Here is a 20,605-nt window from a genome sequence, read left to right on the forward strand (position 1 = left end):
GCCCACGTGCCCTTCGGCACCGAGAGGACGATCAGCCCGCGCTACAGCTCCGGCGCGTTCTGCTCCTCGGTGCCGTGGCCGATCTGCGCGTAGACGCGCGGGTTGCGGCGCTTGAGGATGTAGCCCCAGGCGATCCCGACAACGCCGGCGAGGATCACGATCGCCGGGAGGAGGAACGTGGTCGCCGACGGCGGTGCGGTCGGGTCGCTGGTCAGGAGGGTGTTGAAGTAGACGACGATCAGGATGAAGACCACCGTCAGGCCGATTCCCGAGACCACCGGCGCGACGACCCGCTGCCAGACGCCCAGGCCGTGGCTCGAGCGGCGGAAGAAGCCGACGACCGCGAACGAGACGATCGCCATCAGCAGCACCAGGCCGAGGGCGCCGGTGTTGGTGAGCCAGGAGAACAGCGTGAGCACCGGGAAGAGGATCGCCGGGGCTCCCTTCGGCGGCACCCAGCCGACGCTGGCGATCGCGAACGCGGCGATCACGACCAGGGCGAGGACGGTCTGGGTCAGCGAGCCCGCCCACGGCGCCCGGCTGTGCGTGCGCACGCGCGCCAGCCACGACGGCAGCACGCCCTCGCGGCCCAACGAGAAGAAGTAGCGCGCGACGGCGTTGTGGAAGCTGACCAGCGACGCGAACAGGCTGGTGATGAAGAGCACCTGGGCGATGTCGCTGATCAGCACACCGACGTTCGACTCGAGGAACGAGAAGATCAGGTTCGGGCCCTGTTCGGTGGAGTCCTTGATCACCTTGCTGGGGCCGGAGGCGATCGTCATCGCCCAGGAGGACAGCGCGTAGAAGAGCGCGATGACCGCGACGGCCGTGTAGGTTGCGCGGGCGACCGTTCGCTTCGGGTCCTTGGCCTCCTCGCCGTAGATCGCGGCGCCCTCGAAGCCCATGAAGGCGGCGATGCCGAACGCGAACACCGCTCCGATGCCGGGCACGAACAGCGCGGACGGGCTGAGGGCCTGGCCGCTGACGCCCTCCGGCGCCACGACGAACGCCGAGATGTCGTAGACGATGACCACCAGGAACTCGAGCGCGACGAGCACGCCGAGCACCTTCGCCGACAGGTCGACCCGGTTCACGCCGAGAATGCCGACGATCGCGATGCACACGATGATCGGCAGCCACCAGGGCAGGTCCCAGCCGAACTTGGTGTTCAGCAGGGAGGCGACCTGATAGCCGAACAGCCCGTACACGCCGATCTGCATCGCGTTGTACGACACGAGCGCCACGATCGAGACGCCGACGCCGGCGGGCGCCCGATCCCTTGCGACACGTACGAGTAGAACGCGCCGGCGTTGGTGACGTAGCGGCTCATCGCGGCGTAGCCGACGGCGAAGATCGCGAGCACCGCGCCGAGCAGCAGGAAGGACAGCGGCACGCCGAGCACGCCGGTGACGGCGAAGGTCGTCGTGACGCCACCCGCCAGGACCGTCAGCGGCGCGGAGGCCGCGACGATCATGAAGGTGACGGCGGGCACGCCGAGCCGGCGGTGGGCGGCGGGATGGGGAGCTGCGCTGACGGCGGTGTCAGAGGTTGAGGTCACGGGGGTTCTCCTCGATGGGACGCGCTCACGGGATGCGCGATTGAACACGATCCAACCGCGCGCGGGCTCGCGGCGCTTGCCCGCCGGTGCACGGCGGTTGACCACAGCGGAACAGTCCAGACGGCACGAATTCGGTCCAGGGCCGACGAGACGGCGGGGTTTCCGCCGCCTCGGCGGGTGGTGACAGGATGGGGCGGTGACTTCGCTGCAGACGCTCGACGATGCCGACCGTCGAGCCGTGGCCGGGTGGGCGGCCGACTGCGCGGAGCGCGTGCTCGGACTGTTCGAGGCGGAGGCTCCGGGCGACCGCACGCCGCGGGAGGCGATCGAACGCGCGCGGGCGTACTCGCGGGGCGAGCTCGACGCGGCCGGCGAGATCAAGCGCCGCTTCGTCGCCGGCCGGGCGGCCGGCGCGGCGACCACACAGGCCGGCGTGTCCGCGGCCCGCGCTGCCGCACAGGCGGCCGCCGTCGCGCACGTTGGCTCGCACGCGCTGGGCGCGGCCGCGTACGCCGCCCGGGCCGCTGCTCTCGCCTCGCCCGATGATCCCGACGCGTTCGACGACGAGCTCCGCTGGCAGCTGGACCGCATGACAGGCGACGTCCGCGCGGCGCTCCGCTCGCTCCCGCCCCTGGGCGCGGACCGCGCCGGACCGCTCGGGCCGGGTCTGCTGGCCTCCGGGATGCTCGGCGAGGCGATCCGGCGGATCCAGGAGGCTCTGGGCACGCCGGAGTGACATGCCCCAGCGCAGCCTGCCCCTCAGCGCAGCGCGCGCACGATCCGTTCGGCGGCGGCGGTCAGGGTCGCCGCGATCGCGTCGACCTCGTACTCGTGGGTGATGTAGACCACCGCCAGTGACGACGGCGTGCCGTCGGGCACCCGCAGCGGAACGGCGACGGACGACAATCCGGGGATGATCTCGTCGCTGCTGACCTCGAAGGCGCGCGGCGGGTGCGCGACGGGATCGAGCTGCGAGCGGATGACCCGGCCCGGCGCTCCGCGGTCGATCGAGTGCCTGCTGCCCGGCCGCTGGGCGACCGTCGCGTCGACGCCGCGCGGCTCCGCGGTGGAGAGCGTCACAGCGGCCTCCCCGTCGAAGGCGACCACGAACGCCGTCATGCCCAGACCGTCGGCCAATTCGGCGAGCACCGGCGCCGCCGCGACGTGCAGGGCGCGCGCGACGTTGCGGGCGAGGGCGACCAGGCGGACGCCGAGCTCCAGTTCGCCGGATGCCGTCCGGAGCACGAACCCGTGCGACTCGAGCGTGCGGACCAGTCGGTACACCATCGAGCGATGGAGACCCATCCGGGCGGACAGGTCGGCGACGGTGAGCGGCGTGGGCGACTCGCCGATCAGGGCGAGGACGGTCAGACCCCGCGCGAGGGTTTGCGACCCGCCGTCCGCGCCCGTGGTGCGCTGCTGCGCCATCGCGACCTCCCTGTTGCCGGACTCACTGGTCCCCTACGAGCGTGCTGCTCCACTGGCTTGCTGATCCATCGGCCTGTTGCTCCACCGAGAGCGACGAGTTAGCCTTGTAGCGATTATTAGACCGCTGTTTCAACTATAGAGACACAAGGCTCCCGGCACAACGGTCGTCATTCGAGGAGGAATGAGCGTGCAGATCCACTACCGCGGCTACGAGTCCGGCGATCCCCGCATCAGGCCGGCGGCCGGTCACGGCGTTGATCGCCCGCGCGAGCTGCCGGACGAGATGGACGTGCTCATCGTCGGCACCGGCCCGGCCGCCGCGGTCGTCACGGCGCAGCTCTCGCGGTTCCCCTCCATCGACGCGCGGGCCATCGAGAAGCGCCCGGGGCGACTGGAGGTCGGCCAGGCCGACGGCATCCAGGCGCGCTCGGTCGAGACCTTCCAGGCGTTCGGCTTCGCCGGCGAGGTCATCGAAGAGGCCTACCGCAACGTCGAGATGTGCTTCTGGAAGCCCGACCCGGCCGACCCCTCCCGCATCGTGCGCGCCTCCCGGGCGCCGGACGACGCGACGGGGATCAGCGAGTTCCCGCACATCTACGTCAACCAGTCGCGCATCCTCGACTACTTCCTCCGCGACGCCGAACGCGCACCCGGCCGCATCGTGCCCGACTACGGCATCGAGTTCGTGGACTGCGAGATCGACCCCTCAGCCGCCTATCCGGTCAGCGCGCGCATCCGCTACTGCCACGGGCCGCGCTCGGGCGAGGAGCGCACGGTGCGAGCCAAGTATCTGGTCGGCGGCGACGGCGCCCGCAGCAGCGTGCGCACCGCGCTCGGCCACCGCTTGCACGGCGACGCCTCGATGCACGCCTGGGGTGTCATGGACATCCTGGCGAACACCGACTTCCCCGACATCCAGGTGAAGTGCTCGATCCAGTCGCACGATGAGGGCAACATCCTGCTCATCCCGCGCGAGGGCGGCTACCTGGCACGCATGTACGTCGATCTCGGCGAGGTCGACGAGGCCAACCCCGGCGCCGTGCGGGCCACCCCGATCGAGGACATGATCGCCAAGGCCAACCGCATCCTGCATCCCTACACGCTCGACGTGAAGGCCGTGACCTGGTGGTCGGTCTACGAGGTGGCGCACCGCATCACCGACGGCTTCGACGATGTGCCTCCGGAGCTGACCGGAGAGCGGCACCCGCACGCGTTCATCATGGGCGACGCGTGCCACACGCACTCGGCCAAGGCCGGGCAGGGGATGAACGTGTCCATCCAGGACGGCTTCAACCTGGGCTGGAAGCTCGCCGCCGTGCTGGAGAGCCGGGCCCCCGAGGAGTTGCTGGACACCTACGCCGCCGAGCGCAAGGTGATCGCGCAGAACCTCATCGACTTCGACCGGGAGTGGTCGGGCATGATGGCCAAGCCGGTCGACGACTGGGAGGACCCGTCCGAGCTCGAGCACTGGTATGTGAAGACGATGGAGTTCCCCGCCGGCTTCATGACGCAGTACGAGGAGTCGCTGATCACCCTCGGCACCGAGCACCAGGACCTGGCGCCCGGATTCCCCGTCGGCAAGCGGTTCAAGTCGGCGGAGGTCATCCGGCGCGCCGACAACCGCTGGCGGCATCTCGGGCACTTCCACGAGGCCGACGGCCGCTGGCGCGTCTACGTCTTCGCCGACGCCGCGGCCCCCGCACTCGCCGGGACGCCCACCGCCGACTTCGCCGAGTGGTGGGCGACCGACCCGGCGTCGCCGTGGGTGCGGTACACCCCGGCGGGAGGCGACGACGACGCCGTGTTCGACACCAAGGTGATCTACCGGCAGGACTACACCGAGGTGGAGCCGACGTCCGTGCCCCGCGCGTTCCAGCCGACCAAGGTGCCGTACGGCCTCCGCGACCTCAACCAGATCTTCGCGGCGGGCCACGGCCGCGACATCCACCGCGACCGCGGGATCGGTGCGGCCGGCGCCATTGTCGTCGTTCGCCCCGACCAGTACGTCGCCGCCGTCCTCCCGCTGACCGCCCGCGCCGAGCTGAGCGACTTCTTCGCACGGCACCTGATCGAGCCGGATCGGCGCCTGGCCGACGTCGGCCACGACACCCCTCGGGAGATCGAGATCGGCGCGCGCATCCCCCTCAACTGACCACCGTCGAGACGTGAGTAGTCGCGGAAATCGGCTCCCCGATTCCGGCGATCACTCACGTCTCGGCCTAGAGGAGGCCGGTGAGGACGCCGCCGTCGGCGCGGATGGCCGCTCCGTTGGTGGCGGAGGCCAGCGGGCTCGCCAGGTAGGCGACCAGCGACGCCAGCTCCGTCGGCTCGAGGAACCGCTCGAGCAGGGTGGTGCGGTTCTGCCCGATGATCGCGGCCTTCACCGCGTCGACCGGCGCGGACTGCGCTGCCGCGATCGACTCGACCGTGGCGGCGACGCCGTCCGAGTAGGTCGGCCCGCCGAGCACCGTGTTGACCGTCACCGCCGTGCCCCGCGTGAGCTTGGCGAGCCCGTTGCCGAGGGCGATCATCGCCGCCTTCGTCACGCCGTAGTGGATCATGTCGGCCGGCACGTTCACACCCGACTCGCTGCTGACGAACACGACGCGGCCGGAGCCGCGCTCGAGCATGCCCGGCAGCAGGTGCCGCGACAGCCGGACGCCGCTCATCAGGTTGACCTCCAGGTAGCGGGCCCACTCGTCGTCGGTCACGTCGGCGAACGGCGCCAGGCCGAACACACCGACGTTGTTGACGAGGATGTCGACCGCGCCCAGCCTCTCCAGGAGCGCGTCCACCTGGGCGGGGTTGCCGAAGTCGGCGGCCAGCCCGGAGTGCTCGGCGCCGGGGTGCGCGCTCCGGAGTCTGGCGACCGCCGCCGCGACAGCCTCCTCTCCGCGCCCGTTCACGATGACGCGCACGCCCTCCGCGGCGAGCGCCGAGGCCACCGCGTAGCCGATCCCCTGTGTCGAACCGCTGACGAACGCCGTCTTCCCACGCAGCTGCAGATCCATCTCGTCTCCTTCGAGTCACTTGCTCAGGAAAGTCACGGTACGTGAGATCACTTGCCTGAGCAAGTCAGCTAGGCTCGCAGAATGACCTCCTCCAGCGAGCTCCACGGCCTGAGCCCCGCCCACCTCCAGGCCTGGGCCTCGATCGCCACCGTGCTCGAACGACTCCCCGCCGCGCTCGACGCCCAACTGCTGCGCGACAGCGGGGTCACCCACTACGAGCACGGCCTGCTGTACGCGCTCGCCACCGCACCCGACCGCACGCTGCGGCTGAGCACCCTCGCCGACTACGCGAACAGCACGCTCTCCCGGCTCTCACGGGCGATCTCCCGCCTGGAGAAGAAGGGCTGGGTGCGCAGGGAGGTCGACCCGACCGACGGCCGCTTCACCCTGGCGATCCTCACTCCGGAAGGCCACGAGCAGGTGGTGCGCGCCAACCCGGCGCATCACGCGCTCGTGGAGGAGCTCGTGTTCGCGCCGCTCACCGAGCCGCAGGTGCGCCAGCTGGCGGTGATCTGCGGGCGGATCGCGACCGCGATCGACCCGGCGGCGGAGGTGTGGGTGGCGCCGGGTCAGGCCGGCTGAGACCTCAGAGCGAAACCCCCAACTCCTCCAGCGCCGCCGAGAACTCCGGGATCTCCGTCGGCGCGATCTCCACCAGTGTCGTGAGGTTGCGGAAGAACGGGCGCACCGTGCCCGCCTCGCCCAGCTGGTACTCGACGATGCCCTGCTGGGCGAGTGCCGTGCCGCCGAGGCCGGCGTGGGCGAAGCCGGTCGCGGGGGCCGAGATCGTGAGGACCTCGGCGTCGCCGTGGACCTCGGTCGCGACCGCGTAGTGGTGGAGGTGGCCGCTGCCGAGCGCCGCCAGAGTCACGCCGTCGAGCGCGGCCAGGAGGCGGGCCTTCGAGTCGTCGGGGATGGCGATGTTGTGCTCGGTGACCTCCGGGTACGGGTTCCACACCGGCTTGTGGCTGAAGATCAGCGTCGGGCGGGTGCCGATCTGCGCGGGGAGCGTCGCCAGCCACTCCCACTGCGCCTCCTCCTCTGCGAGGCCGCTGCCCATGATCTCGCTGTTCAGGCCGATCACCGCCCAGTCGCCGACGAGTTCGAGCCAGTGGTCGGGGCCGAAGGTCGACTCGAACGCGGCGAGGCGCTCCGGCGTGACGACGAGGCCGGCCCAGGCGTTGTCGGGGCGCTCTCCCACGTCGTGGTTGCCGGGCAGCACGCGCAGCGGCGCCTGGATGCCGGCGAGCAGTTCCCTGGCCGCCTCGCGGTCGTCCGCCTGGTCGGGGTCGAGGATGGCCACATCGCCGCTGTGCACGACGAACGTGGGGTTGATGGCGTTGATCAGGTCGACGAACGCGCGCAGGTTCTCGGTGGTGGCGCCTCCCAGGTGGGAGATGTGGGTGTCGGAGAGCTGGACGATCTTCACGGGGTTTCCTCTCAGGGGGATGGGTGGTCAGCGCAGGCCGGAGCGGACGAACGCGTCCACGATGTAGCGCTGCAGGAAGAGGTAGATGAGGAAGATGGGGAGGCAGGCGAGACCGGAGGCCGCCATGATGGCGCCCCAGTTGTCGCCCTCGGCGCCGAGGAAGCTGCGGATGCCGACCTGGATCAGCGCGTCGGACTGGTGCTGGAAGATCAGCGACGGCCACAGGTAGTTGTTCCACGCCTCGATGAAGAGCATGATGCCGAGCGCCGCCAACGCCGGCTTCATGTTCGGGAGGACGACCCGCACGAGGATGCCGAAGTTGTTGCGCCCGTCCATGTGCGCGGCGTCGATGAGCTCCCGCGGGAACGACTGCATGTGCTGCCGCATGAGCATGACGGCGAACGCCGAGCACAGGTTCGGCACGATGACGCCGGCGATCGTCCCGAGCAGTCCCAGCTGCGAGATGAGCACGTAGTTGGGGATCATCGTGACCTGGAACGGCACCAGCCAGGACCCGATGAAGAACAGGAACAGAATGCTCTTGCCGGGGAACTGCCACATCGCGAAGCCGTACGCGGCGAGGATCGCGATGACCAGCTGGCAGGCCGCGACGGCGAACGCCATCACGAACGTGTTGCCGATCATGCCGAGGATCGGGATCTGCTGCCAGACCGTGACGAAGCTCTCCAGGGAGATCGGCCACGGGAACGGGGTCTGCGACAGGGCATCCGCCGGCTGGCGGAACGCCGTGACGAACATCCAGTAGATCGGGAAGATGCTGGTGACCGCGACGACGATGAGCACGACGTGCCCGATCGTGGTGGCGAGGCGGCGGCGCGCGCGGGTGGCGGCGGCCTCGGTGGAGGTCGCGGGGACGACCGGCGCGGACGCCGAGGCGGAAGCGGCGGGCACGACGACCGCGGGCGCGGTGAGCCGGACCGGGGTCAGGTCGGTGACGGGGACGAGAGCCACGTGATGCTCCTAGTTGTCGTAGAAGGACAGCCGGTCGGACAGTGCGACCAGGCCGAGCGCGATGAGGCCGAAGACGATGAAGAAGAGCGTTCCCGCTGCCCCCGCCGTTCCGGCGTCGAAGTTCTGGAACCCGATCTGGTACAGCAGGTAGTACACGTTGGTCGTCGAGTCGCTCGGGCCGCCCTGGGTGAGGATGTCGATCATCGGGTACGTCCACTGCGCGGACAGCAGGATCGTCATGAGCACGAGGAACACGATCGTCGGCGACAGCAGCGGCAGCGTGATCCGGCGCAGGATGGTCCAGCCTCCCGCGCCGTCGATGGCGGCGGCGTGCGCGTAGTCGGGGTTGATCCCGGCGATGCCCGCCGAGACGACCAGGACGCCGAAGCCGAGCATCTGCCAGCCGACGATCGCGATGATCGCCCAGATGGCCCCGCTCGGCGAGCGCAGCACGTCGCCGATGTCGATGCCCGCGCTGCGCAGCACGGTGGGGATGGCGCCGCCGGAGTCGGACAGCAGCCAGCGCCAGACCGCCGCCGCGGCGACGGGTGTCACCAGGAACGGCACGAAGATGATCGCCTGGTAGACGGTCTTCGCCCGGCCGCCGACCGTGCGCGAGATCAGCGCGATCGCGATCGGCAGCACCACCGAGAAGACCAGGAACGCGGCGATGTAGACGCCGGTGTTCACGAGCGCGTTGTGCAGCTGCGGCGACGCGACGATGGACGCGTAGTTCTGCAGGCCGACCGGTGTCAGCGGCTGCGTCGGCAGGAGGTTCCAGCTGAAGAACGACAGCTGGAAGGTCTCCACGAGCGGGCGGTAGATCCACACCCCGAGCAGCGCGATCGCGGGGAGGACGTAGAGGTACGGCGCGATCGGGATGCGGCGGCGCCTGCCCGAGCGGGCGGGGCGATGCCGGCCGGCCGCGGGCGAGGAGGCCGCGACTGCGGCCTCCTCCACCCGGGCCGGCCCTGCGTCTGTGACGAACATGTCGTGAACCGCGCTCCCGTCACTCCGCGCCGACGGACGCCTGCACGGCGGCCAGCTGTTCGGCCGGGGTCATCGAGAGGAACTTCTCCAGCACCTCTCCCGACATCTCGTACGCGGTCGGGAACTGCCCGATCGGCACGACCGAATGCTGCACGTGGTCGCCGTAGACGTGCACGAGGTTGTACGACTGCGCCCCCGCCTGGCCGCGGGCGGCCGGGAACGGCATGACCAGGTCCTGGGTGTAGCAGGTCGCAGAGGCCACGGACACCGGGATGCCGGCGAACGTGTCGGTCGTCGAGTAGTGCAGGTGGCCGCCGAGGATTCCGCGCACGTCGGTTCCGCGGATCACGTCGGCGAGCTTGGGCTGGTCGTGCAGCTCGAACAGGCGGATCAGGCCGAGGTGGCTGGGGATGGGCGGGTGGTGCAGAGCCAGCAGGGTGCCGTCCGGCGCCGGGGTCGCCAGCTCGGCCGCGAGCCAGGCGAGCTGCTCGTCGGTGATCTCGCCCCAGTGCTGGCCGGGGACGGTGGAGTCGAGGGCGATGATACGCAGACCGTTGACGTCGTAGACGCGGTCGTAGGGCTCGGTGGTGCCGTCCTCTCCGAGCAGGCCGACCCGGAAGGCGGCGCGCTCGTCGTGGTTGCCCATCACCCAGATCAGCTGCGATCCGTAACGCTCGGCGATCGGCTCGACGAGGGCGCGGATGCGCTCGTACGCGTCGGGCGCGGCGGTGTCGGCGATGTCGCCGGTGAAGACGATCGCCTCGGGGCGGGTGTTCGACTTGTCGAACCCCTCGAACAGCTCGGCGAGGTTGGCGTCGCTGTCGACGATGTCGTGCAGCTTGCCGCGGTTCTCGACGAAGTGGGTGTCGCTGATGTGGAGGATGAAGTGGTCGGGGGTGGGATACGCGTCGTAGTCGGTCATCGTCGTCGCCTTCCTGGTCAGTTCTGGGTGGGAGTGTCGGTGTCGGTGGGAGTTTCTGCGTCCGCCGGGCGCAGCAGCGCAGCGGTCAGGGCCGCGAGGTCGGCGTCGGTGAAGCCGTGCGCCCGCAGGTAGCCGTTCGGGGAACCCCACTCGGCGTCCCAGCGGGCGATGACGGCCTCCATCAGCTCGGCGGGGCTCGCGGTCACGAGCTCCTCGAGGTCGGGGCCGAGCTCGACGCCGGCGTCCCGCATCCTGGCGAGCATCGCGTCGGCCCACGGCCCGGCGAGGTTGGCGGAGGTCAGCGCGTAGTCGGCGACGACCTCGTCCCTGTCGACACCGGCGGCCAGCAGGGCGAGGGCGATGACGAGGCCCGTGCGGTCCTTGCCCGCCGTGCAGTGCACGAGCACCGCGTCGTCGCCCGACTCGGCGATCAGGCGCACCGCCGCCGCGAGCTGCGGGCCGTGCTGGTCGACGATGACGTCGTAGACACCGGCGAGGGTGACCTCCGCCTCCCCCAGGCCGACCGGCTGGGCCGCTCCGGTGAAGATCGGCGCGTGGACGATCACCACCTCCTCGTGCAGGAGGCTCGGGCTCGCGGCGACCTCGTCGTCCGAGCGGAGGTCGACGACGCGGCGGATGCCGAGGTCGGCCACCGACTGGCGGCCGCCCGGGGTGAGGGCGTGCAGGGCGTCGGAGCGGAAGAGCTTGCCGGTGCGCACGGTGCGCGCCCCGGCTCGGTAGCCGCCCACTTCGCGCAGGTTGTAGGTGCCCTCGACGGGCAGCGGACGGCGGGAGAGGGTGTCGGTCATGGTGGTTCCTTCGGTGTCGGCGGACTGCGTCACGTGACGAGCGGCGTTACTTGACGAGTGCCTGGGCCTGCTTCTGCGCGGCCTGCATGGTCGCCTTGGGGTCCTTGCCGTAGTAGATGGAGTCCTCGACGGCCTTGGCGAAGATGGTGCTGATCTGGCTGTAGTTCGCACCCGGGTAGGACTCCCACGGCTGCAGCTTCTTCAGCTGGGCGATGTTCGGCGCGACCAGCGGGTTGGACTTCGCCCAGGCGGCGAGCGGGCCGTCGCCCTCGGTCATGGTGTCGCGCAGCGGCAGGTAGCCGATCTTGGTGGAGATCTGCTCGTACGCCGTGGGGCTCGTCATGAACTTGATGAACTCCCACGCGGCGGCCTGCTTGGCCGGGTCCTTCGACATGATGAACAGCGCGGATCCCGAGTTCGTCGGCGCGACGGTCTTGCTGCCGAAGGCGGGGAGGGTGGTGTTCTTGAGCTCCCAGCCGCCGGCCTTCGCGCCGGCCATGAACATGCTCTGCAGCGCGGAGGTCTGCACCTGGATGAGCGACTTGCCCGAGGCGAACGCCGAGTACATGCTCGTCGAGTCGAGGTTCTGCAGGAGGCCGGCGTCGTTGAGCTTGCGCATCTCCTGCACCGCACCAACCGATCCGGCGTCGCCGAAGCCGATGGTCTTGTGGTCGGCGCTGACGATCGTGCCGCCGTTGGACTTGATGATGCCCTGCATGCACCAGTCGCCTCCGGTCACCGTGCACGAGATCGTGACGGGAGCGGTGCCGGTCTTCGCCTTGAGCTGGGTGGCCACCTTCGCGAGACCGTCCCAGGTGGAGAAGTCGGGGTTCGTGATGCCCGCGTCGGCCAGCGCCGTGGCGTTGTACCAGAGCACCGGGGTGGAGAAGACATAGGGGATGCCGTAGGTGACGCCGTTCCAGTCGCCGAGCTTGGTGGCCTTGGGGTTCATCGGGTAGGTGCCGCCGAAGGCGTCCTGCACGGCCTTCGCGCCGACCAGCTTCGAGATCGGCTGCGCCCCCAGGTCGTGGGCGATGTAGTCGAGGCCGTCGAAGGTGAGCTGGGCGACGTCGGGGGCCTTGCCCGCCAGCATCTCGGTTTGGACGCTGGAGATGTAGGAGGTGTTCGCGCCGGCCGCTGCCGCAGGGGCCTGCCCGGTCACGGTGATGTTCGGGTGCTGCTCCTCGAAGGTCTTGATGAGGCCCTGGATGGTGTCCGTCCAGGCTCCCGCCTGCGCCAGGTTGTAGCTCTCGAAGGTGATCGAGACCTTCTGGTCGGGCTTCAGGGTGGGGATGGTCGCGGTGCTTCCTGCGTCGGTCGCGGGGGACGCGACTCCGGCGCCGACGCAGCCGGTGAGGGCGAGGGCCGACACGGCCGCGAGCGCGGCCGCGGCGATCAGGCGGGTGCGGATGGGCATGGCTGTACTGCTCCTTGGGTGGGGTGTGCGGGTGGTGTGTGCGGGTGGGGGTGGGAGTGACGGTGAGCGCGAGGTGGCGCTCAGGCCGGCACGGTCACGGATGGTTCGACAGTGGGGAGGGCGTCGGCGTCCGGCACCCATTCGAGGCGCCGGCCGGTGGCCCGGTCGAAGAGGTGGATGCGCTCGAGCGCGGCGCCGAGGGCGATCGGCTCACCGCGGCGGATCCCGTCGAGCCCGTCGCCGCGAGCGGTCAGCAGGGTGTCGCCGACGCGCACGTAGACCACGTTCTCGCTGCCGAGGTTCTCGATGCGCTCGACCAGGCCCTCCACGCGAAGGGCGCCGGTGGCGAAGTCGGCGGGCCGCAGGTGCTCGGGGCGCACGCCGATCACGACCTCGCGGCTGTCGACCTCGCCCTCCCACAGCCGCGCTTCGATGCCGGGGGCCGTGGAGACGACCACGCCGCCGACCGAGCCGACGACGCCGGGGACGAGGTTCATGGGCGGAGCGCCGACGAAGCCGGCGACGAACACGGACGCAGGCCGGTGGTAGATCTCCTCCGGCGTGCCGGCCTGTTCGATACGGCCGGCGTCGAGGACGACGATCTTGGTCGCCATCGTCATGGCCTCCACCTGGTCGTGGGTGACGTAGACGAAGGTCGCGGCGAGCCGGTCGTGCAGCTCGCTGAGCTCCTGCCTGGTCGCCGTGCGCAGCTTGGCGTCGAGGTTCGAGAGCGGCTCGTCCATCAGGTAGGCGCTCGGCTGGCGCACCAGGGCGCGGCCGACGGCGACGCGCTGACGCTGGCCGCCGGAGAGCTCGCGCGGCTTGCGGTGCAGGAGCTTCTCGAGCCCGAGGGTGGCCGCGACCTCCCGCACGCGCCGGTCGCGTTCGTCCTTGGGGGTGCGGAGGACCGCGAGCGGGAAGGCGAGGTTCTTGGCGACGCTGAGGTGCGGGTAGAGCGCGTAGCTCTGGAAGACCATCGCCAGGTTGCGCTTCTTGGAGGGCAGCGCCGTGACGTCCTGGCCGTCGATCAGGATGCGCCCGGAGGTCGGCTCCAGCAACCCGGCGATCATCCGCAGCAGCGTCGTCTTGCCGCACCCGCTGGGGCCGAGGAGCACGACGAAGTCGCCGTCCTCGATGACCAGGTCGACGTCGTCGACGGCCCGGTGTCCCTTGAACTGCTGGGTCAGTCCCAGAATCTCGATGCGGCTCACGCTGCTCCTCCTGCTCAAGTAATTTCATTCCCTAGCTTTTCGTAGCTAGGAATTTTCGTTACATGGGCATGCTCTGCGGCGCAGGTGAACAGCAGGCAACCGGGAGGGGACGACGAGCCGACGATCCCGGGATCAGGTGATGTCGCCGACCTCCCCGGACGCGGCGTCGTCGGGGTCGCGGCCCACCAGCGTCATGACGCCGTCCATGACAGCCGGGTCGGTGGGCGGCAGCCCCCCTGCGGCCGAGATCGCCAGCTCGAGGGCGGCGAACAGCAGGACGTGCGCGACGTTTCCGGTGATGAGCCCCGTCGACCACTTGGAGATCGCCGACCCGCACACCAGAGTGATGTCGGACAGCTCCCGCAGCCGCGACCGCTGGTAGCCGGTGACCCCCACCACGGTCGCGCCCGCCGCGCGCGCGGCCTCCGCCGAGCTCAGGGTGACCGGGTTCGACCCGCTGCCGCTGATGCACACGCACACGTCCCCGGCGCCCAGCGACCGCGCGGCCAGCTGCTGGATGATCGCGTCGGCCGGCGCCTCGCTCGGCCGGCTGGAGTTGAGGAATCCGAGCGTCGCGAGCTGCGCGATCGGCGCCGACCCGCCGTTGCCGATGATCAGCAGCCGACGGGCACCCGCCATCGCGGCGACGGCGCGATCGAACTCGTCGAAGTCGAGCGGAGCGAGCGCGTTGGCCAGCTCCTCCCCCGCCGCCCGGAACATCGACGGCAGCCACTCCCGCGGCGCGCCCTCGTGGTCGACGACCTCCTGCTCGGTCCGCGACGGGATGTCGCGCAGCAGCAGCAGCCGCAGATGCTGGAACCCCTTGAACCCCAGGCTCTGCGAGGCACGGATGACGGTGGCGTTGGACGTCCCCGTGCGTGCGGCCAGATCGGCGGCCGACATCATCGCGACATCCTCCGGGCTCTCCAAGATGGCCCGCGCCACCCGCTGCTCGCTCGGCACCAGGGCGGGGATCACCGAGTCGATGTAGGCGAGGGTGCCGCCGAAGGGCGGATCGGCGCGCGGGGAGTCAGTCATACGGCGTGTTTATCACGAGAGGGGGAACGGGTGGGGACGGGGCACCCAATTGGTTGCCTCAGGCAACTATCAGGCGTAGACTGCCCGCGTGCCCGACTCCGACTCCCCCGACTCCCCCGAGCGCGAACTGCTCGCCGCGCTGACGCTGCTCGTCGCCAACTGGGGGTCGGTCGCGGTGCAGGAGACGATCGCCCGGCGTGCCGGCGTCACCGTCGATCCCGTCGACGTGCAGCCGTTGTACACGCTGGGCCAGCAGGGTCCGCAGCGCGCGAGCACGCTCGCCGACACCCTGCGCCTCAGCCGGCCGACCATGAGCAAGCAGCTGCGCCGGCTCGAGAACGCCGGGCTCGTCAGCCGTGCGTCGGACGCCGCAGACGCGCGCGCCGCCATCGTCTCGCTGTCGCCGGCAGGGGCGGAGGCCTATCGGCGCCTCGTCGGAGAGGGCATCGCCATCGTGCAGGGCGCCCTCGCGCAGTGGGACGCCGCGAGCACGGGAGCGTTCGCCCGCGACCTGTCGCGGTTCGTCTCGTCGCTCACCGTCGATGGCGAGAGCACGGCGCGCAGCGAGAGCACGGCGCACGCAGAGAGCCCGGCGAGCGCAGACCAGCCGTCCACGGGCAACGGTCCCGTGGAGAGAGAAGAGAGGTAACACCATGACCCGCACTTACGTGGTCACCGGATCCGCGTCGGGCATCGGCGCGACGACCGCGCGGCTCCTCGCCGAACGCGGCGAGCGCGTGATCGGCATCGACCTGAGGAACGCCGACATCGAGGCCGACCTGTCCGTGCCGGAAGGGCGCGCCGACGCCGCCGCCCGGGCGATCGAGCTCGCCGGCGGCACCATCGACGCCGTGATCGCGTGCGCCGGCATCTCCGCTCCCGTCCCGAAGACCATCTCGGTCAACTACTTCGGGGTGACCGAGCTCCTCACCGCCCTGCTGCCCGCGCTGGCCGCGTCGGACGCGCCGCGAGCCGCCGTCGTCTCGTCGATGGCCTCGCTCCAGCCGAACTCCGTCGAGATGGTGGAGGCCGCTCTGGCCGGCGACGAGGCGAGCGCGCTGCGGATCGCCGCCGAGCTCGCCGAGCAGGGTCCGGAGGTCGGCTACCTGGTCTACCCGTCGTCCAAGCGCGCGCTCGCGCGCTGGGTGCGCCGCGAGTCGATCACGCCCGCCTGGGCCGGCGCCGGCATCCCGCTCAACGCCGTCGCACCCGGCACGGTCATCACCCCGATGACGGCCGACCTCCTGAAGACGCCGGAGGGCGCCGCCATGGTGGACGCCGCCGTGCCGATGCCGCTGAACTACCACCAGCCACCGGAGTCAGTCGCGAACCTGCTGATCTGGCTGACCAGTGTCGAGAACTCGCACCTCGCCGGCCAGGTCATCTACGACGACGGCGGGGCGGATGCCACGCTCCGCGGGGACGACATCTGGTCCTGGAACGACTCCGGCCGATAGTCGAGCCCGGTTGAACGGAGGCCCCGGACGCCGATCGGCGTCCGGGGCCTCCGTTTCGTCGTCGAGCGTTACTTCAGCGGGCCGTAGAGCGACGCGGTCGCACGGGCGTGGCTGGCCTGCTCGAAGGAGTAGGCGAGGCCGATGATGCCGCTCTCGTCGTAGTCACGCCCGAGGAACTCGAGGTTGACGTTCGCGCCGGTGACGGTGACGTCGGCAGCGGTCGCCTGGCCCATCGGCACCGTGATCGCCGGCATGCCCGTATTGGGGCTGAGGCGCATGTTCGTGCCGATGGTGTTGTACGGCGAGCCGCTCGGATAGACGAGGGCGTCCAGTGTGTTGTCGTTCATCAGCTGGGTGACGGTGGCGTTGCCCAGCGCGATCGCCGCGGTGTGCGTACCGCTCGGCCCCGCCCAGGCCTGGTACTGGCTCTCCGTCACGTTGTTCCTCGAGGTGTACGTGGGGTTCCGGGAGGCGACGTTCCTGCCGGAGGCCACGATGTCGGCGATCGATCGGTTGGTGACCGACGGGTCGAGGTGGTTCTGGATGTACACGTTCAGGTCGTGCTTGAACTCGTTCGTGCTTCCGCTGCCCTCGTTCAGCGTCGCCGTGAAGGCCGAGGGCACCGAGGTGATCTCGACGACGGTCGCGCCCTGCGCGACGAACGTCGCCTTGGCGTCGGCCCACAGCCGCGTGACCGTGGCGTTGCTGCCGAGCATCGACGTGACGATACCGATCCGCTTGCCCTTCAGCGCGGAGGGGTCGAGCGCCGTCGTGTAGGAGGTCGGCACCCGGCCGGTCTGCTCAGCGGTGATCGGGTCCGCCGCATCCACCCCGGTGACCGCGTCGAGCGCGATGGCCGCGTCGGTGACACTGCGCGCGATCGGGCCGCCGGTGTCTTGGCTGAGCGCAAGCGGGATGATGCCCTCACGGCTGGCGAGCCCCACGGTCGGGCGGATGCCGACGAGCGAGTTGTACGTCGACGGAACTCGGATCGAGCCGCCGGTGTCGGTGCCGAATCCGATCCCCGCGAAGTTGGCCGCGATGGCCGCACCGGTGCCGCCGCTGGAGCCGCCCGCCGTCTTCGCGGTGTTCAGCGGGCTGGCGACCAAGAGCGTCTTACCCGCATCCTGGCCGGAGGAGAACTCCGACACGAAGCCGTACGCGAACTCGTCGAGGCTGGCCTTGGCGAGGATGACGGCGCCGGCGGCGCGCAGGCGTTTCACCATGGTCGCATCGTCGCTGGTCTGGTTGCCGTCCCAGCAGCCGCAGCCGCCGGTCGTCGGCATGTCGACGGTGTCGTAGTTGTCCTTGACCGCGATCGGGATGCCGAGCAGCGGGCTGGTCATGCCCTTCTGCGCGCGCGTCGCGTCGGCCTGGGCCGCGATCGTCAGCGCCCGCGCGTTGGTGGCGATGATCGAGTTGAGCGCGCGACCCCCTGCCCCGGTGTCGACGACCGTGCGGTCCAGCGCCGCGATCCGATCCAGGTACTCCTGCGTGATCTTCACCGACGTCGTCACGCCGGCGTTCATGGCGGCCTGCATCTCGAGTGCGGACGCCTCCACCAGCTCGAACGGGCCGTCATCGTAGATCATCCGCTGAGCGAGACCGGAAAGGTCCGCGACGGTGATCACGCCGTCGCCGTTCACGTCGGCCGCGGCGACCGCGGGCCAGCCCGGGGAGGCGCTCGTCTCACCGAGGTGCGCGGCGAGCACGTCGAGGTCGGCCGTGGTGACCTGCTGATCACCGGTCAGATCGAGGGCGGTGTAGTACGGCGCGAGGAACGCGCCTGCCGCGGCCGCCGGGGCGGCGTCGCCCGTCGGGACAGCGGTCGCGGCTGGGGCGACGACGCCCGCGGCGATGAGCGCGGCGAGCGCGGCGACGGCACCGGTGGCGGTTGCGGCGGCACGGCGGCGGGTGCTTCGGGTGTGCATGGCTGCGGTGCTCCTTCTGAGGGGGCGGGCGGGGATCATCGGGCGTCTCCCGTGCGGCGGCGGCGCACGACCACGAGGACGGCGGCGGCACCCACGATGACGAGGGCGAGCGCGGCGAGCGCGAACGGCGTCACATCCGATCCGGTCGACGCGAGGTCGTCGGCCGAGGTGGCAGCGGTGGAGCCGACCGGATCCGCAGGATCGGTGCCGGCCGCCGGGGCCGCGCTCGGCGTGGGAGTGGGCGTCGGGGTGGGGACGGCCGCCGGCTCGACCGTCACGGCCGGGCTCGAGGCGTCGTTCGTCGACGCCGTGACCGTCGAGGCGGCGTCCACCAGCGAGAGGGTGCTCAGCGAGAACACCGTCGAGCCGGCGGCGACTGCCGAGAATCTGAGCGTGAAGGCGATGTCCCCGGAGAGCGCGGGCGAGGTGCCGAGCCGGGTGGAAGCCAGCTCGACGGTGCCCGGGCCGGTGTGGACGGAGTCGAATCCGCCTGCCGGGGCGACGGCGCTTCCATCGACGTAGGCGGCGACGGCCGGATCGAAGGCGACGACCGCATCGAATCCGTAGACGTCGGCCGTCCCGTGCAGGGTCACGGTCACATCGAACGTGTCACCCTCGGTGACGGACGCGGGCGCGGAGACGGTGACACTGGACTTCGCCGGGGCGGCGATGGCGGGCACGGCTGCGCTCACCGCGAGGCCGAGGCCCGCGGCGATCGCGCCGGCGACCGCGAGAAGGCGCACGAGTCGCCTGGGTTTCTGGTGCATTCGGGTGGGGCCTTCCTCGTTCGACACAGGGGGACGGCCGATGCCCGCTGTCAGCCGGAGATGCTGAAGAGCGGCTCCATCGACGAGGAGGACGTTACGGACCCGCTATTACCGGCAGAGCGCGATCGTGTTTCTGAGTGATTACACAGATTGGGACGGGCCTCCCTGGAGGACAGCCGTGTGCATGGGACAGCGGTGGAACAATGCGCCTATGCACACTTCGTCCGAGGTCTCCTGGCTGCTCGACGGAATCGAGATGTTCGCGACCGTCACCCGACCGGACGGGGATGGACCGTTCCCCGCCGTGGTGTTCGTCGCCGGCAGCGGACCGACCGATCGGGACTGGTGCTCGCCGCTCATCCCCGGAAGCAACGGCAGCGGGCGGTTGCTGGCGGAGGCGCTGGCCGATACGGGCATCGCGTCGATCAGGTACGACAAGCGGGCCTCCGGCCCGCACGTGCGCGAGAACCTCCCGAAGCTGATCGGGACCATGAGCATGCGCTCGCATCTGGACGAGCTCGCCGCCGCCGTCCGCACCGTCGCCGCCGAAGACTTCGTCGACGCGACGCGCATCGTCGGTTTCGGCAACAGCGAGGGAACGCTGCACGTGCTGCACTACGCGATGGGAGCCGACCGCCCGCCCTTCGTCGGAGTCGTGCTCGCCGCCCCGCCCGGACGTCCCGTCGGGGAGGTCCTGCTCACCCAGCTCGCCCTCCAGACCGCGCAGCTCCCGAACGGCGACGACGTCCTGGCGCAGGTGCGGGCTGCGGCCGACCGGTACGCGGCGGGCGACCCCATGGACCCGGATCCCGCCCTTCCGGAGAGCATCCGGACGGTGCTGGCGGCCTTCGACACCCCGGCGAACCTCCCGTTCGCGCGGGAGCTGTGGCGGGAGTCCGCTCGCGACCTGCTCCCGGAGCTGAGCATCCCTGCGCTGGTGCTGATCGGCGGGCGCGACCTCCAGGTCGATGTGCACGCCGACGGCGATCCGCTGCGGGCGGCCACGACCGGGAAGCCGGACGTGACCTTCGCCTTCCCGCCGCACGCGAACCACGTCCTCAAACACGACACCCGCACACCCGCGGAGGTGGCGGCGTCGCCGGGCAACGGCTACAACGACGACGGCACGGTGCTCGACCCGGAGAGCCTGACGATCATCCTCACCTGGTTGCGGTCGCTGTTCGGGATCTAGCCGCCGGGACGCTTCGACAGGTACGCGGCGATGTCCCGCTCCCACGACGCGAGAAAGGCGGCGTACCCCTCCGCGAACCGCCGGAGGTCGTGCTCCGCCTCCGGCGTCAGCGCCGTCAGCTCGTAGGCGACCTCCACGTCGGAGTGCTCGCCCTCCTCACCCGCGGGCGCGAGCCGCACCGTCACCGTGCCGGCGCGGTCGCCCGGTGTGACACGGGCGTACGAGATCAGCCAAGGCCGGTCGCGCGCGGTCACGACCCAGACGGTGCTGCCGCCGTGGTCATCGGTCACGAAGACGGAACCGGGCTCCGTGTCGTCGCCGACGGGCCGTGGGAAGCGCGGCTCCCAGCCGTGCACCCATTCGCGTTCGCCGATCGCGGTGAACAGCACGAACGCGTCGGCCGGCGGGAGCGGCACGCGCAGGCGGCCGATGAGTGAACGGGACACGACAGCATGATGCACCCTCCGGGCGCG

At 70.6% G+C, this 20,605-nt stretch carries 21 protein-coding genes; 6 read left to right on the top strand and 15 right to left on the bottom strand.

The window, feature by feature from the left end; translation table 11 throughout:
• Window positions 1–41: 41 nt before the first annotated feature.
• Together JNB50_RS21260 and JNB50_RS25865 are read right to left on the bottom strand one after the other, a co-directional pair.
• Window positions 42–1,235: an APC family permease gene (locus tag JNB50_RS21260; RefSeq protein WP_307794830.1), complete on the bottom strand. Its 1,194-nt coding sequence runs from the start codon at window positions 1,233–1,235 to the stop codon at window positions 42–44.
• Window positions 1,169–1,558, bottom strand: a complete 390-nt coding sequence (locus JNB50_RS25865) for a hypothetical protein (protein ID WP_307794831.1) — start codon at window positions 1,556–1,558, stop codon at window positions 1,169–1,171. The genes JNB50_RS21260 and JNB50_RS25865 overlap by 67 nt, the downstream gene beginning before the upstream one ends.
• Before the next feature lie 196 nt (window positions 1,559–1,754).
• On the opposite strand from JNB50_RS25865, the gene JNB50_RS21265 reads away from it, so the two are divergent.
• Window positions 1,755–2,294, top strand: coding sequence for a putative immunity protein (locus JNB50_RS21265; RefSeq protein ID WP_208042136.1), 540 nt, complete (start codon window positions 1,755–1,757; stop codon window positions 2,292–2,294).
• Between the two features lie 23 nt (window positions 2,295–2,317).
• Here JNB50_RS21265 and JNB50_RS21270 read toward each other — a convergent pair whose 3' ends face one another.
• Window positions 2,318–2,986: an IclR family transcriptional regulator gene (locus JNB50_RS21270; RefSeq protein ID WP_208042137.1), complete on the bottom strand. Its 669-nt coding sequence runs from the start codon at window positions 2,984–2,986 to the stop codon at window positions 2,318–2,320.
• Between the two features lie 187 nt (window positions 2,987–3,173).
• Between JNB50_RS21270 and JNB50_RS21275 the strand changes: the two genes are divergently transcribed.
• Window positions 3,174–5,138 carry an FAD-dependent monooxygenase gene (locus JNB50_RS21275; RefSeq protein ID WP_208042361.1) on the top strand — a complete coding sequence of 655 codons (1,965 nt, stop codon included), beginning with the start codon at window positions 3,174–3,176 and terminating at the stop codon, window positions 5,136–5,138.
• Window positions 5,139–5,205: 67 nt separating this feature from the next.
• Here the strand turns inward: JNB50_RS21275 and JNB50_RS21280 are convergent, their stop codons facing one another.
• Window positions 5,206–5,997, bottom strand: coding sequence for an SDR family NAD(P)-dependent oxidoreductase (locus JNB50_RS21280; RefSeq protein WP_208042138.1), 792 nt, complete (start codon window positions 5,995–5,997; stop codon window positions 5,206–5,208).
• 81 nt (window positions 5,998–6,078) lie between these two features.
• On the opposite strand from JNB50_RS21280, the gene JNB50_RS21285 reads away from it, so the two are divergent.
• Window positions 6,079–6,579, top strand: a complete 501-nt coding sequence (locus tag JNB50_RS21285) for a MarR family winged helix-turn-helix transcriptional regulator (protein ID WP_208042139.1) — start codon at window positions 6,079–6,081, stop codon at window positions 6,577–6,579.
• Window positions 6,580–6,583: 4 nt separating this feature from the next.
• On the opposite strand, the gene JNB50_RS21290 is transcribed toward JNB50_RS21285, so the two are convergent.
• The 8 genes from JNB50_RS21290 to JNB50_RS21325 form a co-directional block, all read right to left on the bottom strand.
• Complete coding sequence (locus JNB50_RS21290; RefSeq protein ID WP_208042140.1) at window positions 6,584–7,426, bottom strand: metallophosphoesterase; 843 nt, start codon at window positions 7,424–7,426, stop codon at window positions 6,584–6,586.
• A gap of 27 nt (window positions 7,427–7,453) precedes the next feature.
• Window positions 7,454–8,398 carry a carbohydrate ABC transporter permease gene (locus tag JNB50_RS21295; protein WP_307794832.1) on the bottom strand — a complete coding sequence of 315 codons (945 nt, stop codon included), beginning with the start codon at window positions 8,396–8,398 and terminating at the stop codon, window positions 7,454–7,456.
• A gap of 9 nt (window positions 8,399–8,407) precedes the next feature.
• Window positions 8,408–9,388 carry a carbohydrate ABC transporter permease gene (locus JNB50_RS21300; RefSeq protein ID WP_208042141.1) on the bottom strand — a complete coding sequence of 327 codons (981 nt, stop codon included), beginning with the start codon at window positions 9,386–9,388 and terminating at the stop codon, window positions 8,408–8,410.
• 19 nt (window positions 9,389–9,407) lie between these two features.
• Entirely contained in the window at window positions 9,408–10,310 is a 903-nt protein-coding gene (locus JNB50_RS21305; protein ID WP_208042142.1) for a phosphodiesterase, read from the bottom strand.
• 17 nt (window positions 10,311–10,327) lie between these two features.
• Entirely contained in the window at window positions 10,328–11,119 is a 792-nt protein-coding gene (locus tag JNB50_RS21310) for a tyrosine-protein phosphatase (protein ID WP_208042143.1), read from the bottom strand.
• 46 nt (window positions 11,120–11,165) lie between these two features.
• Entirely contained in the window at window positions 11,166–12,536 is a 1,371-nt protein-coding gene (locus tag JNB50_RS21315; RefSeq protein ID WP_208042144.1) for an extracellular solute-binding protein, read from the bottom strand.
• 80 nt (window positions 12,537–12,616) lie between these two features.
• Window positions 12,617–13,747 (bottom strand): ABC transporter ATP-binding protein, encoded by a 1,131-nt coding sequence (locus JNB50_RS21320; protein WP_208042145.1) that lies wholly within the window; start codon window positions 13,745–13,747, stop codon window positions 12,617–12,619.
• 132 nt (window positions 13,748–13,879) lie between these two features.
• The gene (locus tag JNB50_RS21325) at window positions 13,880–14,785 is read right to left on the bottom strand and encodes a MurR/RpiR family transcriptional regulator (RefSeq protein ID WP_208042146.1); all 906 of its coding nucleotides are present in this window, start codon (window positions 14,783–14,785) and stop codon (window positions 13,880–13,882) included.
• 88 nt (window positions 14,786–14,873) lie between these two features.
• Here JNB50_RS21325 and JNB50_RS21330 point away from each other — a divergent pair, with 88 nt between their 5' ends.
• Together JNB50_RS21330 and JNB50_RS21335 are read left to right on the top strand one after the other, a co-directional pair.
• Entirely contained in the window at window positions 14,874–15,434 is a 561-nt protein-coding gene (locus tag JNB50_RS21330) for a MarR family winged helix-turn-helix transcriptional regulator (protein ID WP_208042147.1), read from the top strand.
• 4 nt (window positions 15,435–15,438) lie between these two features.
• The gene (locus JNB50_RS21335; protein WP_208042148.1) at window positions 15,439–16,242 is read left to right on the top strand and encodes an SDR family oxidoreductase; all 804 of its coding nucleotides are present in this window, start codon (window positions 15,439–15,441) and stop codon (window positions 16,240–16,242) included.
• 68 nt (window positions 16,243–16,310) lie between these two features.
• Here JNB50_RS21335 and JNB50_RS21340 read toward each other — a convergent pair whose 3' ends face one another.
• The gene (locus tag JNB50_RS21340) at window positions 16,311–18,173 is read right to left on the bottom strand and encodes an amidase family protein (protein ID WP_208042149.1); all 1,863 of its coding nucleotides are present in this window, start codon (window positions 18,171–18,173) and stop codon (window positions 16,311–16,313) included.
• A gap of 35 nt (window positions 18,174–18,208) precedes the next feature.
• Complete coding sequence (locus JNB50_RS21345; protein WP_243768792.1) at window positions 18,209–18,940, bottom strand: cohesin domain-containing protein; 732 nt, start codon at window positions 18,938–18,940, stop codon at window positions 18,209–18,211.
• Window positions 18,941–19,151: 211 nt separating this feature from the next.
• On the opposite strand from JNB50_RS21345, the gene JNB50_RS21350 reads away from it, so the two are divergent.
• A complete protein-coding gene (locus tag JNB50_RS21350; protein ID WP_208042150.1) occupies window positions 19,152–20,132 on the top strand; it encodes a S9 family peptidase in 981 nt (326 codons plus the stop codon).
• Here the strand turns inward: JNB50_RS21350 and JNB50_RS21355 are convergent.
• Window positions 20,129–20,578, bottom strand: a complete 450-nt coding sequence (locus tag JNB50_RS21355) for an SRPBCC family protein (protein WP_208042151.1) — start codon at window positions 20,576–20,578, stop codon at window positions 20,129–20,131. The two genes, JNB50_RS21350 and JNB50_RS21355, sit on opposite strands and share 4 nt — an antisense overlap.
• Window positions 20,579–20,605: the final 27 nt, after the last annotated feature.

This window comes from Leifsonia sp. TF02-11 (assembly GCF_017565305.1).
GTDB lineage: Bacteria > Actinomycetota > Actinomycetes > Actinomycetales > Microbacteriaceae > Leifsonia.